This window comes from Microbacterium sp. ISL-59, assembly GCF_018613945.1.
Taxonomy (GTDB): domain Bacteria; phylum Actinomycetota; class Actinomycetes; order Actinomycetales; family Microbacteriaceae; genus Microbacterium; species Microbacterium oxydans_B.
On the sequence record NZ_JAGGPG010000001.1, the window covers coordinates 338,866 to 354,396 of the forward strand.

General features: G+C 68.6%; 14 protein-coding genes and 1 tRNA gene. 4 read left to right on the forward strand and 11 right to left on the reverse strand.

The annotated features are described in order from the left end of the window. Positions 1 to 52 precede the first annotated feature (52 nt). Positions 53 to 547, reverse strand: coding sequence for a hypothetical protein (locus J7E45_RS01675; protein WP_215066686.1), 495 nt, complete (start codon positions 545 to 547; stop codon positions 53 to 55). Between the two features lie 72 nt (positions 548 to 619). Beyond that, entirely contained in the window at positions 620 to 1,234 is a 615-nt protein-coding gene (locus J7E45_RS18140; RefSeq protein WP_091037571.1) for a TetR/AcrR family transcriptional regulator, read from the reverse strand. Positions 1,235 to 1,348: 114 nt separating this feature from the next. Between J7E45_RS18140 and pdhA the strand changes: the two genes are divergently transcribed. From pdhA to J7E45_RS01695, 3 genes are read left to right on the forward strand one after another with little or no spacing between them, the layout of a single operon-like run. Then, positions 1,349 to 2,467 carry a pyruvate dehydrogenase (acetyl-transferring) E1 component subunit alpha gene (gene pdhA, locus J7E45_RS01685; protein ID WP_251053344.1) on the forward strand — a complete coding sequence of 373 codons (1,119 nt, stop codon included), beginning with the start codon at positions 1,349 to 1,351 and terminating at the stop codon, positions 2,465 to 2,467. After that, positions 2,464 to 3,456 (forward strand): alpha-ketoacid dehydrogenase subunit beta, encoded by a 993-nt coding sequence (locus J7E45_RS01690; RefSeq protein WP_091027408.1) that lies wholly within the window; start codon positions 2,464 to 2,466, stop codon positions 3,454 to 3,456. The genes pdhA and J7E45_RS01690 overlap by 4 nt, the downstream gene beginning before the upstream one ends. A gap of 16 nt (positions 3,457 to 3,472) precedes the next feature. Further along, positions 3,473 to 4,699 (forward strand): dihydrolipoamide acetyltransferase family protein, encoded by a 1,227-nt coding sequence (locus J7E45_RS01695; RefSeq protein WP_215066690.1) that lies wholly within the window; start codon positions 3,473 to 3,475, stop codon positions 4,697 to 4,699. Positions 4,700 to 4,770: 71 nt separating this feature from the next. On the opposite strand, the gene J7E45_RS01700 is transcribed toward J7E45_RS01695, so the two are convergent. The 8 genes from J7E45_RS01700 to J7E45_RS01735 form a co-directional block, all read right to left on the reverse strand. Beyond that, positions 4,771 to 4,842, reverse strand: a tRNA-Gln gene (locus J7E45_RS01700). A gap of 99 nt (positions 4,843 to 4,941) precedes the next feature. Then, positions 4,942 to 6,447 (reverse strand): glutamate--tRNA ligase, encoded by a 1,506-nt coding sequence (gene gltX, locus J7E45_RS01705; protein ID WP_167635378.1) that lies wholly within the window; start codon positions 6,445 to 6,447, stop codon positions 4,942 to 4,944. A gap of 73 nt (positions 6,448 to 6,520) precedes the next feature. Continuing rightward, complete coding sequence (locus J7E45_RS01710) at positions 6,521 to 7,189, reverse strand: class I SAM-dependent methyltransferase (protein ID WP_251053345.1); 669 nt, start codon at positions 7,187 to 7,189, stop codon at positions 6,521 to 6,523. A gap of 71 nt (positions 7,190 to 7,260) precedes the next feature. Then, positions 7,261 to 8,520 (reverse strand): MFS transporter, encoded by a 1,260-nt coding sequence (locus J7E45_RS01715; protein ID WP_215066692.1) that lies wholly within the window; start codon positions 8,518 to 8,520, stop codon positions 7,261 to 7,263. After that, positions 8,517 to 9,293, reverse strand: a complete 777-nt coding sequence (locus tag J7E45_RS01720; RefSeq protein WP_091027422.1) for a fumarylacetoacetate hydrolase family protein — start codon at positions 9,291 to 9,293, stop codon at positions 8,517 to 8,519. The genes J7E45_RS01715 and J7E45_RS01720 overlap by 4 nt, the downstream gene beginning before the upstream one ends. Before the next feature lie 30 nt (positions 9,294 to 9,323). Next, positions 9,324 to 10,424, reverse strand: a complete 1,101-nt coding sequence (locus J7E45_RS01725) for a branched-chain amino acid aminotransferase (protein ID WP_091027448.1) — start codon at positions 10,422 to 10,424, stop codon at positions 9,324 to 9,326. A gap of 60 nt (positions 10,425 to 10,484) precedes the next feature. Next, the gene (locus J7E45_RS01730) at positions 10,485 to 11,528 is read right to left on the reverse strand and encodes a 3-isopropylmalate dehydrogenase (protein ID WP_215066694.1); all 1,044 of its coding nucleotides are present in this window, start codon (positions 11,526 to 11,528) and stop codon (positions 10,485 to 10,487) included. Between the two features lie 79 nt (positions 11,529 to 11,607). Beyond that, a complete protein-coding gene (locus J7E45_RS01735) occupies positions 11,608 to 13,143 on the reverse strand; it encodes an MFS transporter (RefSeq protein WP_091027425.1) in 1,536 nt (511 codons plus the stop codon). A gap of 95 nt (positions 13,144 to 13,238) precedes the next feature. Between J7E45_RS01735 and J7E45_RS01740 the strand changes: the two genes are divergently transcribed. Further along, a complete protein-coding gene (locus tag J7E45_RS01740; RefSeq protein ID WP_091027426.1) occupies positions 13,239 to 13,781 on the forward strand; it encodes a TetR/AcrR family transcriptional regulator in 543 nt (180 codons plus the stop codon). A gap of 64 nt (positions 13,782 to 13,845) precedes the next feature. On the opposite strand, the gene serA is transcribed toward J7E45_RS01740, so the two are convergent. Continuing rightward, a complete protein-coding gene (serA, locus tag J7E45_RS01745; protein WP_215066696.1) occupies positions 13,846 to 15,450 on the reverse strand; it encodes a phosphoglycerate dehydrogenase in 1,605 nt (534 codons plus the stop codon). Between the last annotated feature and the right edge of the window lie 81 nt (positions 15,451 to 15,531).

The following is a 15,531-nucleotide window of genomic DNA, read 5'->3' on the forward strand; positions in this document are numbered from 1 at the left end:
TGCCGGTCTCCGAAGGGCAGCGGTAGGGAGTGGCGTCGCGCGCCCCGCCGTGCTATCCGACGTCGGCCGGGGGTCGTGCAAAGGTACGGCGCATGTGATCGCTCGTGAGGAAGTCGGCGATGCCGATCATGATCAGGCTGAAGACGATCTGCTCGGACACCATCCAGAGCGGGTAGAGGCCGGGGATGGCGGCCATCACGAGCGTGATGACGGGAAAGATCTGCGCGAACAGTCTCAGGCGCTGATAGGCCCATCGCCAGCCGTGCTGCGCACGCCAGGCGAAGTAGAACAGCGTCGCGGTCATCGCGAGGACGACCAGCGTTCGCATCCAGACGGCGAACGAGACGGACTCCCCGTCGACCGCCAGCAGCAGCGCGACGATGACGGCCCCCACCCCGATCACGAGTTCGACGACGAGAAGCCAGAGGATCCACGTGAACGCTCGCACGGTCTTGGGGTGAGTGCGGTCGGCCTCACTGATCGCGACGCCGGCCTGCCGCCCGCCCGCGATCCGGTCGAGACGGAGGAAGAGAGACTCGAGGGCCATGCTCGGAGCTTATTGCGTACGAAAGCCGCCGGCCTCGTCCGTTCGATGGATGTCGGCCCCGCGGCGGCGGGGTCAGCCCCGCGTGTCCGGATCGCCGAACGCGAGTCCGACGGCGGCCAGAGCAGCCTTCGCCTGTGCACGTGCCGCTGCCGCATCGGGCGCGTCGCGCAGACCGAGCAGACGCCGGCGGTGGGGCTCCCCCAGCAGCAGCTCGAACAGCGCCTCGGCGCGGGCGCGGTCATGATCGGGCATCAGGCGCTGCAGTGCGGCGATGTAGCTCTGCGGGCCTTCCTCGTAGAAGCGCCGGGCGAGTTCCGGGAATCGGCGAGCCTCCGCGATCATGAGCCGATGCAGGCCGACCGCTTCGTCTGAGTGCAAAGTCAGGACGACTCCTTCCGCCACGTGCGCGAGGGACTCGTCCACCTGGTGACCCGGATGCAGTGTTTGCTCGCGGAGACGCTCGACAGCGGCGAGGAAGATGTCCGTGCGATCCCCGATGTATCCGTAGATCGTCCGTTTCGTCACGTGGGCCTCGGCGGCGATGTCGTCGAGCGTCACCTGCTCGAACCCGTCGCGGACGAAAAGCCGGACCGCGGCATCGATGATGTCGTCGCGTCGCTGAACGCGCTCATCGACGGTGGGACGACCTCGTTTCCGGCGGGGCGGACCGCTCTCGACTTCGTTCACTTCGTCCTCCTCCTCCACGGATCAACTATGCTCGATACACGAATGATACGCAGAACGTGTCATTCATGAATGCGCCCGTCCCCGCATCCACACACGGCAAGAAGGAGAACACGCATGCCCACAGCCGCCCGCCCCCGCAAGGCCCGCCCGCCGAGGACCGCGAGCCCCGTTCCGGTTCCCGCGGGTCCGTCCGACACCGATCTGCGGGCGCTCTATCGCCAGATGGTGACGATCCGCCGGTTCGAAGAGCGTGCCGCACGCTCCTACACCGAAGCGAAGATCGGCGGGTACTGCCACCTCAACCTGGGCGAGGAGGCGACGGTCGTCGGCCTGATGGCAGCGCTGGAGCCGACCGACTACGTCTACGCCAACTATCGCGAGCACGGGTATGCGCTCGCCCGGGGCATCTCCCCCGAGCGCGCAATGGCGGAACTCTACGGACGAACCGACGGCGTCTCCCGCGGTTGGGGTGGATCGATGCACATGTTCGATCCGGGTGTCCGATTCATGGGCGGCTACGGAATCGTCGTCGGGCAGGTTCCCCTCGCCACCGGTACCGCGCTCGCGATCGACTACCGCGGCGGAAGCGAGGCCGTCGTGTGCCTCATGGGTGACGGAACGACCAATATCGGCGCGTTCCACGAATCGCTCAACATCGCCGCGCTGTGGGGGCTGCCGATCGTGTACGTCGTGAACAACAACGGCCTGGGAATGGGGACGACCGTCGAACAATCCTCAGCGGAACCCGAGCTGCACAAGCGCGCCGCGTCGTATCGGATGGATTCCGTCCGGGTCGACGGCAGCGATCCGCTGGCCGTTCTCGATGCAGCACGGGATGCGCTCGCCAGTGCCCGAGCGGGACGCCCCTTCCTCCTGGAGGCGATGACCGGCCGCATGAAGGGGCACTCCGTCGTCGACCCTGCCCGCTACAGGTCCCCCGAGGAGTCCGCAGCCGCACGGGCCGCGGATCCCGTCGCCGCCTTCGCGGCCACCTTGCGCGAACGCGGCGTCCTCGACGCCGATGAGGTCGCGGCGATCGATGCCGACGTCACCGCGGAGGTCACCGCCGCCGCCGCGTTCGCCGACGCGAGCCCCCACCCGGATGTCTCGACCCTCTTCGACTACACGTACGCCACGCCCGTGGTGAACGACTCCCGACGGCTTCCCGGCGAGGCTCTCTTCCCTGCACCACCGAGGCCGTTGGCCCACTCCGGGGCCGAGGCCCGCCGATGAGCATCATCACCTACCGCCAGGCACTGCAAGACGCTCTCCGCAGCGAGATGTCGCGCGACGACGACGTCTTCCTCATCGGCGAGGAGATCGGGCACTTCGAGGGGTCGTACAAGATCACGGCGGGCCTTCTGGAGGAGTTCGGACCGAAACGCGTGCGCGATACGCCGATCGCCGAAGAGGGGTTCACCGGCGCCGCGATCGGTGCGGCCATGGTCGGCCTGCGTCCCGTCGTCGAGATCATGACCATCAACTTCTCACTGCTCGCCTTGGATCAGATCGTCAATCACGCCGCGAAGATCTACGGCATGTTCGGCGGCCAGGCCAGCGTGCCCATCGTGATCCGCACGCCAGGCGGTGGCGGACAGCAGCTCGGTGCCACGCATTCACAGAACGTGGAGTTGTACTACGCCTTCGTCCCGGGCATGAAGGTCGTCGCACCGGCGACTCCCGCTGACGCGAAAGCACTCCTGCTCGCCGCCATCCAGGACGACGATCCCGTGCTCGTGCTCGAGAACCTCGCGCTCTACAACACCACCGGCGAGGTCCCCGACGATCTCGCTCCCGCACAGATCGGGCGAGCCGCGGTCACCCGCGAAGGCAGCGACATCACGGTCGTCGCGTACTCGCGGATGGCGGTCGTCGCCCTGCAGGCCGCCGAGATCCTGGCCGCCGAGGGCATCGACGTCGAAGTGGTCGACCTCCGCAGTCTGCGCCCCCTCGACCGGGAGACCATCGTCGAGTCGGTGCGCAAGACCAACTGCGCCGTGACCCTGGAGGATGACTGGCTCACGTACGGCATCGGCGCAGAGATCGCCGCGACCATCAGCGACGGTGCGTTCGACTGGTTGGATGCGCCCGTCCGTCGGGTGGCCATGGCGGAAGTGCCGATGCCCTACGCGAAGACACTCGAGAACGCCGCGATGCCCTCTGTGGAAGACGCCGTCACGGCCATCCGCGAAACCCTCGACGCCGTTGCCCGGCGCCGCTGAGACCGAAGAAGGACACATGATCGACATCCTCATGCCCCGCCTCTCCGACACCATGCCGGAGGGCGCCATCGCCACCTGGCACAAGAAACCAGGAGACGCGGTCGCCCCCGGAGATCTCCTCCTGGAGATCGAGACCGACAAAGCGCTCATGGAGCAGGAGGCGTACGACGCGGGCGTGCTCGCCGAGATCCTGGTCCCCGAGGGCGAGAACGTCGCCATCGGTACGCCGATCGCCCGTCTCGATGACGGCAACGGCACCCCTCCTCCGCAGGTCGTCGCGGCGGTGCCGGATCAGGAACGACCCGCGGCGTCCGTTCCCGCGCCGACGATCACCACGCAGGATTCCGCGCCCGTGGAGAGCTCCCGCACCGCGGCGACGCCACTCGTCCGTCGCATCGCCAGAGAGCGAGGGATCGATCTTTCCGCGGTGCCGGGAACCGGGCCCGGAGGACGAATCGTCCGCGCCGACCTCGATGATCTGATCGAAGGGGCGCCGCGCGGCTCCGCAGCCGTGTCGGATCTCGATTCAACACCCCGACACGACACCGCTGCCGGAGATCTCGTTGCCTTCGACGCGACCCGCCGGACGATCGCCGCGAGGATGACCGAGGCCGGCGCGATCCCGACGTTCACCGTCACGTCCTCGGCGGATGTGGGAGAGCTCCTCGCGCTGCGCGCGCGCCTCAACGAGACCGTCGCAGCGGCCGAGCAGCGCGTGAGCATCAACGACCTCGTCGTCAAGGCCGCAGCGTCGGCCCTCCGTGCCCACCCCGAGATCAACGCCTCGTACTCACCGGAAGGCGGTGGCGCCACCCTGTTGCACCGTGATGTGAACATCGGCATCGCCATGGCCGCCCCCGCCGGGCTCGTCGTCCCGGTGCTGCGCGCCCCGGACGCAGCGACCATCACCACCATCGCCGCGCGCACGCGTGACTTCGCGGCCCGTGCCGCCGAGCGTCGCCTCGAGGCGGCGGACATGACGGGTGGGACCTTCACGGTCAGCAACCTCGGGATGTACGGCGTCGAGCACTTCACGGCGATCGTCAACCCTCCCCAGGGCGCCATCCTCGCCGTGGGTGGGATCCGGGATGAGCTCGTACTCGCCGACGAAATTGTGGTCGTGCGTCAACGGATCAGCTTCACCCTCACCGCGGACCACCGCATCATCGATGGTGCTCTCGGTGCACAGTTCCTGAGGACCCTCGGCCACATGATCGAAGAACCACTGCGACTGCTCATGTGACACATCGCCGCACCGTCGGAATCGAACCCGGAAACGACGAAACCCCCGCCTGAGCGGGGGTTTTCGTCTTGCTGGGGTACCTGGACTCGAACCAAGAACAACGGAACCAGAAACCGCCGTGTTGCCAATTACACCATACCCCAAGGGCGAAACCGGAGCCTCGCACCGAGATTCAAGCTTACCCGAGCGACGGCGGAACACCAAAACCACCGGTGCGCGGCGCCGCTCGGGCGCGTCGCGCCTCAGTTCGCGAGGAATGCCGAGAGCGACCGCAGGCGACGCAGCGACTCATCCTTGCCGAGCAGCTCCATCGACTCGAACAGCGGCGGCGAGATCCGACGGCCGGTGATGGCGACCCGCGGCGGTCCGTAAGCGATCCGCGGCTTGAGCTCCAGCTTCTCGACGAGCGCCGTGGCCAGCGCTTCCTGGATCTTCTCGGGCACGAAATCCTCCACGGGCTCGAGAGCGCTGACGCACGCATCGAGGACCTCTGCAGCATTCGCCGGCAGACCCTTGAGGGCGTCTTCGGCGTAGGACACCTCGTCCTCGAACAGGAAGCCGACCATACCGGGGACCTCTCCCAGCAGCTGCACCCTCTCCTGCACGAGCGGTGCGACCCGGAAGGCCATCACGAGCTGCTCATGCGTGGGCTCGTCGAAGAGGCCTGCGGCCGCGAGATACGGGATCGTCCGCTCGGCGAAGTCCTTCTCCCCCAGCATCCGGATGTGGTCGCCGTTGATCGACTCCGCCTTCTTCTGGTCGAAGCGTGCCGGGTTCGGATTGACGTTCTCGATGTCGAACGCCGCGGTGAACTCGTCCAGAGAGAACACGTCGCGGTCGGGGCCGATCGACCAGCCGAGGAGCGCGAGGTAGTTCAGCAGACCCTCGGGGATGAAGCCGCGGTCGCGGTGCAGGAACAGGTCGGCCTGCGGGTCGCGCTTGGAGAGCTTCTTGTTGCCGGTCTCGCCCAGCACGAGCGGCATGTGCGCGAAGCGCGGCACGAACGTCGTGACACCGGCGTCGATCAGCGCCGCGTACAGCGAGAGCTGGCGCGCGGTCGACGGCATGAGGTCTTCGCCGCGGAGGACGTGGGTGATGCCCATGAGCGCGTCGTCGACGGGATTCACGAAGGTGTACAGCGGCACGCCGTTCGGTCGCACGACCACGAAGTCGGGGAACGAGCCGGCGGGGAACGTGACCTCGCCGCGGATGAGGTCGACGTAGGTGACGTCCTCGTCGGGCACACGCAGGCGCAGGGCGGGCTGGCGCCCCTCGGCGCGGAACGCCGCCTTCTGTTCATCGGTGAGGTCGCGGTCGAAGTTGTCGTAGCCGAGCTGCTTGGCGCGGCCGGCGGCCTCGTTGCGCGCGTCGATCTCCTCTGCCGTGGAGTAGCTCTCGTACAGCGCTCCGGTGGCGATGAGCTTGTCGATCACGCCGCGGTAGATGTCGTGACGCTCGGACTGCCGGTAGGGAGCATGCGGCCCGCCGACTTCGACGCCCTCGTCCCAGTCGATCTTGAGCCAGGTGAGCGCATCGACGAGCTGACGGAAGCTCTCCTCACTGTCGCGGGCCGCGTCGGTGTCCTCGATCCGGAACACCATCTTCCCGCCGTTGTGGCGTGCGTACGCCCAGTTGTAGAGCGCCGTGCGGACCATGCCGACATGCGGCAGCCCGGTCGGTGATGGGCAGAAGCGGACGCGGACGTCGGCACCACTGACAGTCGTGGTGAGGGGGTGAGGGGTAGCCATAGCCCTTCGATTCTACGGGGACGAGGTCATCCCCGCTGGCGGTCGATGGCCGCTCAGACGGCTGCGCCCACGGCTATCGCCGCCCGGTGCTCGAGGGGCAGCACGCCACCCGTGCGCCGCTCCTCGACGACGAGGTCGAACGCCGCGCGGAAACGTCGCCGATCGTCCGCGCCCAGTCCGGCATACAGGGCGCCCGCGCCGGCGACCCCGCCTCGACCGATAGCCAGAGCACTTCCGGCCGCGCGTTCCAGGTCCACCGATGCTCGGCGACGGTGACACGCTCCAGACCCGCATCCCGCAGCATCCGTGCGAATCCGTCGGGCGTCCGTTCGAAGTCCTCCGCGGCGGGGAGCTTCGTGCCCACGAACGGCTCCAGTCCGGCACGCTCCGTGATCTCGGCCCAGAGCCAGGAGGGCGACATCGTCCAGGTGGTCGCCACGACCATGCCACGGCTCACTCGACGCAGCTCGGCGGCCGATGCGCGCGGCGATGCGACGTGATTCAGCACGAAGTTCGCGACGACGACATCGAATGTGTCGTCGTCGAAAGGCAGATCAGGCAGTGCGCCGTCGAGCGGTTCGATCGCAGGATGCCGCCGTCGCGAGACTGCGCGCATCGATGCCTCCGGCTCGCAGGCGGTGACGCTCCACCTCGCCGCCGACCATGCCGCGGCGAGTGTGCCGTCGCCGGCACCGACATCGAGCAGGCTGCGGTCGCCAGGCGCGCCCAGAGCATCACGCATCACGGGGAATGTTCCGGCGCAGAGGTCCGCAAAAGAGGCGGCGTATGCCTCGCCGACCCCGGCCCAGTCCTTCATCGGGTGCCGGAGCGAGCCAGCGGAGACAGGGCCACGATCGCGATCACCAGGATGAACGCGGCCACGCCGAGCCCCGCGTACTGGAAGTTCGCGAGGACGATCCCGGCCAGCACCGATCCGGCTGCCGCCGAAAGGCTCATCAGGGAGTCGCTGCGGCCCTGCCTGCGGGTGCGCAGCTCTGGTGCGGATGCCTCCGTGAGCAGTGCGGCACCGGCGACGGTCGCCGCACTCCAGCCCAGCCCCAGCAGGATGAGCGCGACCATCACGCCCCACGCCTCCGTGCCCGTGAAGACGGCGAACGCCAGCGCACCGGCGAGCAGCACCTGGCCGAGCAGCACCACGCGCAGTCGCCCCCAGCGATCGGCAAGCACGCCGAACACGGGCGACAGGGCATACATGCCGCCGACGTGGAGGGCTATCGTGATACCCACGAGCGCGGACACATCGGCCGGAGTGGGCGCCATGCCATGCGCACCGTGCGCCATGTGCGACAGGTGCACCGGGGTCATCGCCATCACGGACGCCATCACCACGTGGGATCCGGCGACCGCGAAGATCGCGTAGCGCGCCACGCGAGGGCGGTCGAGCACCACGGCCCCGGTCGTCGCCGCCGCCACCTTCGCGAGACGCTGCGCGGCGAGCAGCGGGTCGGGTCGGAGCGCGACGATGTACAGCACCAGCGCCGCACACTGCGCGACGAAGGAGAAGAGATAGGAACCGGTCTGCGGCGGCATGCCGACCGCCTGCCCCACGATCTCTCCGGGACCGAGGAGCAGGGGCCCCGCGACGCCGCCGATGGTCGTCGACCAGACGACGATCGAGAGATCACGGCCACGATGCTGAGGTGCCGCCAAGTCGGTCGCCGCGAACCGGGACTGCAGGTTTCCCGCGTTGCCGGCGCCGATCATCAGGATGCCGGCGAGTAGCAGGGGGAACACGCGCAGGGAGGCGGCAAGGATGACGACCGCGATGCCGACCAGAGCGAAGAGGTTGCCGAGGGTGAGCGCCCGACGACGCCCGAGGCGCGCGGCGAGACGCGCGAGCGGGATCGCGCACGCGGCCGCTCCCAGCGTGACCGACGCCGTAGCCAGTCCGGAGAGCGCATCGTTCCCCGAGATGTCCGCCGCAAGAAGGGCGCCGAGTGACACCGTGGCTCCGAAGGCGATGCCGCCGAGCACCTGCCCGAACGACAGCACCAGCACGGTACGCCGCTGGACAGCCGCCTGCTGCGCCGCCGTCAGGGCGACGTCGGTCATGACGCGGGTACGGCGTCGCGCACGCTGTTGCGCAGGATTCCCAGTCCCGAGATCTCGACCTCGACCACGTCGCCCGCTTCGAACGTGCCGACACCGGCCGGCGTCCCCGTCATGATCACATCACCGGGCAGCAGGGTGAACACGGCGGAGGCGTACTCGATGATCGCCGGCACGGAGTGGATCATGTCGGTGAGCGGTGCGTGCTGTCGCACCTCGCCGTTCACCCGCGTCTCGATCGTCGCGTTCGCCGGGTCGAAGTCGGTCTCGATCACCGGTCCGAGCGGGCAGAACGTGTCGAAGCCCTTCGCCCGGGACCACTGGCCGTCCTTGCGCTGCAGGTCGCGCGCCGTCACGTCGTTCCCGATCGTGTAGCCCAGCACGTAGTCGAGCGCGTTCTCGGCCTTCACGTTCTTCGCGATCTTGCCGATCACCACGACGAGCTCGCCCTCGTACTCGGTGCGCTCGGAGAGAGTCGGGCGCACGATCGCGTCGCCGGGGCCGATCACCGAGGTGTTGGGCTTCAGGAAGAGCAGCGGCTCCTCGGGAGCCACTCCCCCCATCTCGGCGGCGTGATCGTGGTAGTTCTTGCCGACGCAGACCACCTTCGACCGCGGGATCACCGGGGCGAGCAGAGCAGCATCCGCGAGCGGCACACGCGCGCCGGTGGTCTCGTACCCGGTGAACATCGGGTCTCCGGCGAGCACCACGAGCTCGCGCTCGTCGATGATCCCGTACATGATGGCTTCGTCGTGGCTGAACCGGGCGATCTTCATGGGATCCAGCCTACCGAGCGCTCCCGCGGCTCAGGCGTCGAGACGCAGCAGCCAGCCGTGCTTGTCCTCGCGGCGGCCGTACTGGATGTCGGTGAGCTCCTCACGCAGCGACAGGGCGAGCTCGCCCAGCGGCTGCGGCTCGTCGAAACCGTCGCCGACGAGGGCGCCGATCGGGGTCACGACCGCCGCCGTGCCGCACGCGAAAACCTCGACGATGTCGCCGGATGCCACGCCTTCACGCCACTCGTCGATCGAGATCGGACGCTTCTCGACCGTGTAGCCGCGGTCCTCCGCGAGCTGCAGCAGCGAGTCGCGCGTGATGCCCTCGAGGATGCTGTCCGACTCCGGTGTCACCACGCGGCCGTCCTTGAAGACGAAGACGACATTCATCCCGCCGAGCTCTTCGACGTCGCGCTTCTCGTTGAGGAAGACGACCTGGTCACAGCCCTTCGCGCTGGCCTCGCTCTGTGCGAGGAGGCTCGATGCGTAGTTGCCGCCGGTCTTGGCCTTGCCGGTGCCGCCCTTGCCCGCGCGGGCGTATTCCTCGGAGAGCCAGATGCGCACCGGCTTGACGCCGCCGGTGAAATAGGCGCCGGCCGGGCTGGCGATGACGTAGTAAGCGACTTTCTGCGCGGCACGGACTCCGAGGAAGGCCTCCTTGGCGAACATGAACGGCCGCAGGTACAGGCTCTGGTCCGCACCGGTCGGCACCCAGCGGCCGTCGACGGCGATGAGTTCGCGCAGCGACTGGATGAAGTACTCGGTCGGCAGTTCCGGCAGCGCGAGACGGCGGGCGCTGGCCTGCAGGCGCGCGGCGTTGCGGTCGGGGCGGAACGTGTGGATAGAACCGTCGGCGTGACGGTAGGCCTTGATGCCCTCGAAGATCTCCTGCGCGTAGTGCAGGACGGATGCCGCGGGGTCGAGCGGGATCGGACCGTACGGCTGCACGCGCGGACGGTGCCACCCGCCCTTGGTCGACCAGCAGATGTCGACCATGTGATCGGTGAAGACCACGCCGAAGCCCGGATTCTCGAGCACTTCGGCCAGTCGCGCGGGCGAAGCCGCGTTCAGGTTCTTCATGACGAGGAACTCCAGGGGAGCCACGGTCGCCTCTGCATCGATGGTCGTCATCTCATCATCCATTCCTCGTGGGTGGGCGCATCCTCGCGCCCGTTCAGCCTACGCCTGCGATCAGAGGCGTGCAGTGATCGCGGAGCCGATCTCCGCGGTGGTGCGCACGCCGGTGCGGGCGGCGATGTCGGCCTCGACCGCCGCGCTCACGCGTGCGGATTCCTCGGTGAGACCGAGGTGGTCGAGCAGCAGCGCGATCGAGAGGATCGCGGCAGTCGGGTCGGCCTTCTGCTGGCCCGCGATGTCGGGCGCCGAACCGTGCACGGGCTCGAACATCGACGGGAACGCGCCGTCGGGGTTGATGTTCCCGGAGGCGGCGAGTCCGATACCGCCGGTCACGGCTCCGGCGAGGTCGGTGAGGATGTCGCCGAACAGGTTGTCGGTGACGATCACGTCGAAGCGCGAGGGGTCGGTGACCAGGAAGATCGTGGCCGCGTCGACGTGCAGGTAGTCGACGGCCACGTCGGGGTGCTCGGCGGCGACCTCATTGACGATGCGCTGCCAGATGCCGCCCGCGTGCACGAGAACGTTGGTCTTGTGTACGAGCGTCAGCTTCTTCCGACGGCGCTCGGCGAACTCGAAGGCGTAGCGCACGACGCGCTCCACGCCGAAGGCCGTGTTCACCGAGGTCTCGTTCGCGACCTCCTGCGGCGTGCCCTTGCGGATGGCGCCGCCGTTGCCGACGTACGGGCCTTCCGTGCCCTCGCGGACCACGACGAAGTCGATCTCGCCCGGATCCGCCAGGGGGCCGGGCGCGCCCGCGAAGAGCTTCGACGGACGCAGGTTCACGTAGTGGTCGAGCGTGAAGCGCAGCTTCAGCAGCAGTCCCCGCTCGATGTTCGCATCCTTCAGACGCGGGTCGCCCGGCGTGCCTCCGACCGCACCGAGCAGGATCGCATCGTTCGCGGCGATCGATGCGAGGTCGTCGTCGGTGAGGGTGTCGCCGGTCTCGAGGAAGCGCCCGGCACCCAGCGAGAAACGGGTCTTGTCGAAGACCACACCGCTGGACGCGGTGACGGCGTCGAGCACCTTCTCCGCCTCGGCGATGACCTCGGGACCGATGCCGTCACCGGGGATGACGGCCAGCTTCACGACACGCGACATGACACTCCTTGCGCACTGCACGGGGATGGACCGGCCGGGCCCGACGGGGTCGAGCGGGCCGGTCCTCCCAGCGTACTGGTCAGTGCGAGGGGGCTTTGCGCAGTGTGACGGCCGCGATGACACCGGCGAGGACCACGAGGCCCGCGCCGATCAGCGACGTCACCATCACGCCGGAGCCGAACGCGGCGGCCGCGGCGTCCCACAGTGCCGTGCCGAGCGCAGCCGGAAGCTCCTGCGCCGCGGTGTACGCGCCGGCGAGGGTCTCCCCCGCCGCGTGCGCCACATCGGCCGGCAGGCCTTCCGGAAGCACGAGCGCGCCGCGGTAGAACGCGGTGATGATGCCGCCCAGCACCGCGGTGCCGAGCACGGCGCCGAGTTCGTACGCCGTCTCGGAGACCGCACTCGCCGCACCCGCCTTCGCCGCGGGGGCGCTGGAGAGGATCAGCTCGTTCGAGATCGTCTCGGCCGCACCGATGCCGATGCCGAGCACGACGAACGCGATCACGAGCGGGAGTACCCCGTGCTCGTGCGTCGTGAAGGCCACGATCAGATAGCCGGCGACCGAGAACGCGAGCCCGACCGGAATGACGATGTGCGGCGGCACGCGGCGCGAAACGGGCACGACCGAGAGGCCGGCGACGATCATCGCGAGCATGCCGGGCACGAGCGCCAGGCCCGCCATCATCGGCGACAGTCCAAGCACCAGTTGCAGGTGCTGCGACACGAAGTAGAGGAAGCCGACGAGCGCGACGACGCTGAGCAGGTTCACCAGGATCGCCCCGGAGAACGAGCCACGGCGGAACAGCGCCATGTCGAGCATCGGCGACCGGGAGCGCAGCTGACGCCGGACGAACAGGTAGCCCATACCGAAGCCGAGCAGAGCCCACGCGCCGGCGGTGAGGCTCGGTCCGTCGACAGCCAGCGACTTGATCGCGTAGACCACGGGGATCATGGTCGCCATCGAGAGCGCGATGCTGATCAGGTCGATGCGCCCCGGGTTCGGGTCGCGGCTCTCGGGGACGAGCAGGGGTGCCGCGACCAGGAGCGGGATGAGCACGGGGACGGCGATGAGGAACACCGACCCCCAGGCGAAGTGCTCGAGGAGGAACCCGCCCACGATCGGGCCGAGGGCGGACCCGGCGGAGAACGCCGACGCCCACACCGCGATCGCCATGCGGCGCTGGTCGCGGTTCTGGAAGATCGAGCGCAGCAGCGAGAGGGTCGACGGCATCAGCATGGCGCCGAAGAAACCGAGGAGCGCACGGGCGGCGATGAGCAGCCCGGCCGTCGGCGCGAAGGCGGCGAGAGCCGACACGGCGGCGAAGCCGGTCGCACCGATCAGCAGCATCTTCCGGCGGCCGAAGCGGTCGCCGAGCGTGCCCATCGTCACCAGCAAGCCCGCCAGCACCAGGGGGTACACGTCGATGATCCACAGCTGCTCGGCCCCCGTGGGAGCGAGCGCGATGGAGATCTCAGGGAGCGCGAAGCTCAGCACCGTGTTGTCCACCGACACCAGCAGCACCGGCAGCATGAGGACGACGAGCGCCGCCCAGCCGCGGGCTCCGACGCGGGGAGCATCCGTCTCTGTCGTCGGGATCGACGCAGTACGGGTCATGGAACACCTCTCACAATCTTGGCGGCATCGTTAGTGAACCGTCCGGATGGTATAGTAACAGAATTCCCGCCGCTCCCCTGTGCAGAGGATCCACGATGCCCCGACCTCCCCTCGCCCGCGAGAAGGTGCTCGACGCCTTCGAAGCGATCCTCATCGAAGACGGCGAACGAGCGGCGACGCTCGACGCGACGGCCAAGGCCGCGGGGGTGTCCAAAGGCGGACTCCTCTACCACTTCGGCTCGAAGGATGACCTCGAAGCCGGGCTGATGGAGCGCCTCGACCGACTCACGACACTGGATCTGGAACGGATGACCACCGCCGAAGAAGGCCCCGTCGCCTACTACGTGCGCACATCCGTGATGGAGGACGACGCGCTGGATCGAGCGCTCATCGCCGCGACCCGACTCACGCAGGGCGGATCGGCCCCGGCGGCCGACATGCTCCGCGAGACGCGACGGCGGTGGGCCGAGACGATCCGCCCGCACGTGCGGGACACGGCGAGCCTCGACCTCGTGATGCTGGTCAGCGACGGGCTCTACTTCAACAACTCGCTCGACGCGCACGGACCCGAGCGGCTGGTCCCCCGCAGTGACGAGCTCGCCGAACTGATCGCGCTGGTCCTGAAGGCGACGGCCTGACCGCACCGAGCGACGCAAGAGGGCGGGAGCATCACGCTCCCGCCCTCTTGTCTGCAGCCGCCGGTCAGACCTCGGTGATCTCGATCTGACGGAACAGGTCGGCGTCGATCGCGTCGCGTACGTCGTCGAGCAGGTCGTCGGACACCGGGGAGTCCAGCGTCAACACGCTGAGCGCCTGCGCGCCGGCCGCTTTGCGGGCGATCTGCATGCCGGCGATGTTGATACCCGCCTCGCCGAACTTCTGACCGTAGACCGCGACGATGCCGGGACGGTCGGTGTACAGCATGACGACGTGGTGCTTCTCGATCGGCAGCTCGAGCGCGTGGTCGTTGATGCCGATCAGCTTCTCGGCCTGCTTCGGGCCCGTGAGCGTGCCGGACACCGACAGCTGGGACCCGTCCGACAGCGCTCCGGCGAGCGTGATCACGTTGCGGTACTCGTCGCTCACATCATCCTTGAGCAGGCGCACGGCGATGCCGCGCTGGTCGGCGAGGAGCGGCGCGTTGACGTAGGAGACGGTCTCGCTGACGATGTTCGTGAAGACGCCCTTGAGAGCGGCGAGCTTGAGCACGCTCACGTCGTAGTCGTTGAGCTCACCGTGCACCTCGACGTCGAGGCTCGTGAGCGGCGAGGTCGCCAATGACGCGAAGATCTGACCGAGCTTCTCGACCAGCGAGATGCCGGGGCGCACGTAGGGGTCGATGACGCCGCCGGCGACGTTGACCGCGTCGGGCACCAGGTCGCCGCCGAGCGCGAGACGCACGGAGCGGGCGACCGAGACGCCGGCCTTCTCCTGCGCCTCTTCGGTGCTCGCACCGAGGTGCGGGGTGACGACCACGTTGGGAAGCTCGAGCAGCGGACGAGCGGTTCCACCCTCTGCGGGGGGCTCCGTCGTGAAGACGTCGAGACCTGCGCCAGCGATCTCACCGGCAACGAGCGCGGTGTGCAGCGCCTCCTCGTCGATCAGTCCGCCGCGGGCCACGTTCACGACGAAAGCGGTCGGCTTCATGGCCTTGAACTGCTCGGCGCCGATCATGCCGGTGGTCTCCGGCGTCTTCGGCATGTGGATCGTCAGGAAGTCCGACTCGGCGACGAGCTCATCGAGCGAGAGGAGCTGCACGCCGAGCTGCTGGGCGCGCGCCGAGGTGACGTAGGGGTCGTAGGCGACGACACGCATGTCGAAAGCCGCGAGGCGCGCGGCGACGAGCGCACCGATGCGACCGAGGCCGACGATGCCGACCGTCTTCTCGAAGAGTTCGGCTCCCGTGAAGGAGCTGCGCTTCCACGCGCCAGCGGAGAGCGAGGCGTGCGCGGCGGGGATGCGGCGGGCGAGGCTCAGGATGTGACCGACCGTGAGCTCGGCGGCCGACACGATGTTGGAGGTCGGCGCGTTGACGACCATGACGCCGGCAGCCGTGGCCGCCTTGATGTCGACGTTGTCGAGGCCGACTCCGGCGCGGGCGACGACCTTGAGCTTCGGCGCGTGCGTGAGCGCTTCCTCATCGATGCGGGTCGCCGAGCGGACCAGCACGGCATCGGCATCCGCCAGCGCCGCGAACAGCGCCTCGCGGTCGGTGCCGTCGACGTTGCGGACGTCGAAGTCGGGGCCCAGGGCCTCGATGGTGGCGGGAGAGAGTACTTCGGCGATGAGCACGACGGGCTTCGGCACAGTGGATCCTTCGGGGCAGCGCGGCAGGCGGGAGTGGCCGATGCGCCGCACACCATGGGGGCGCGATCGCGTCAACTCTAC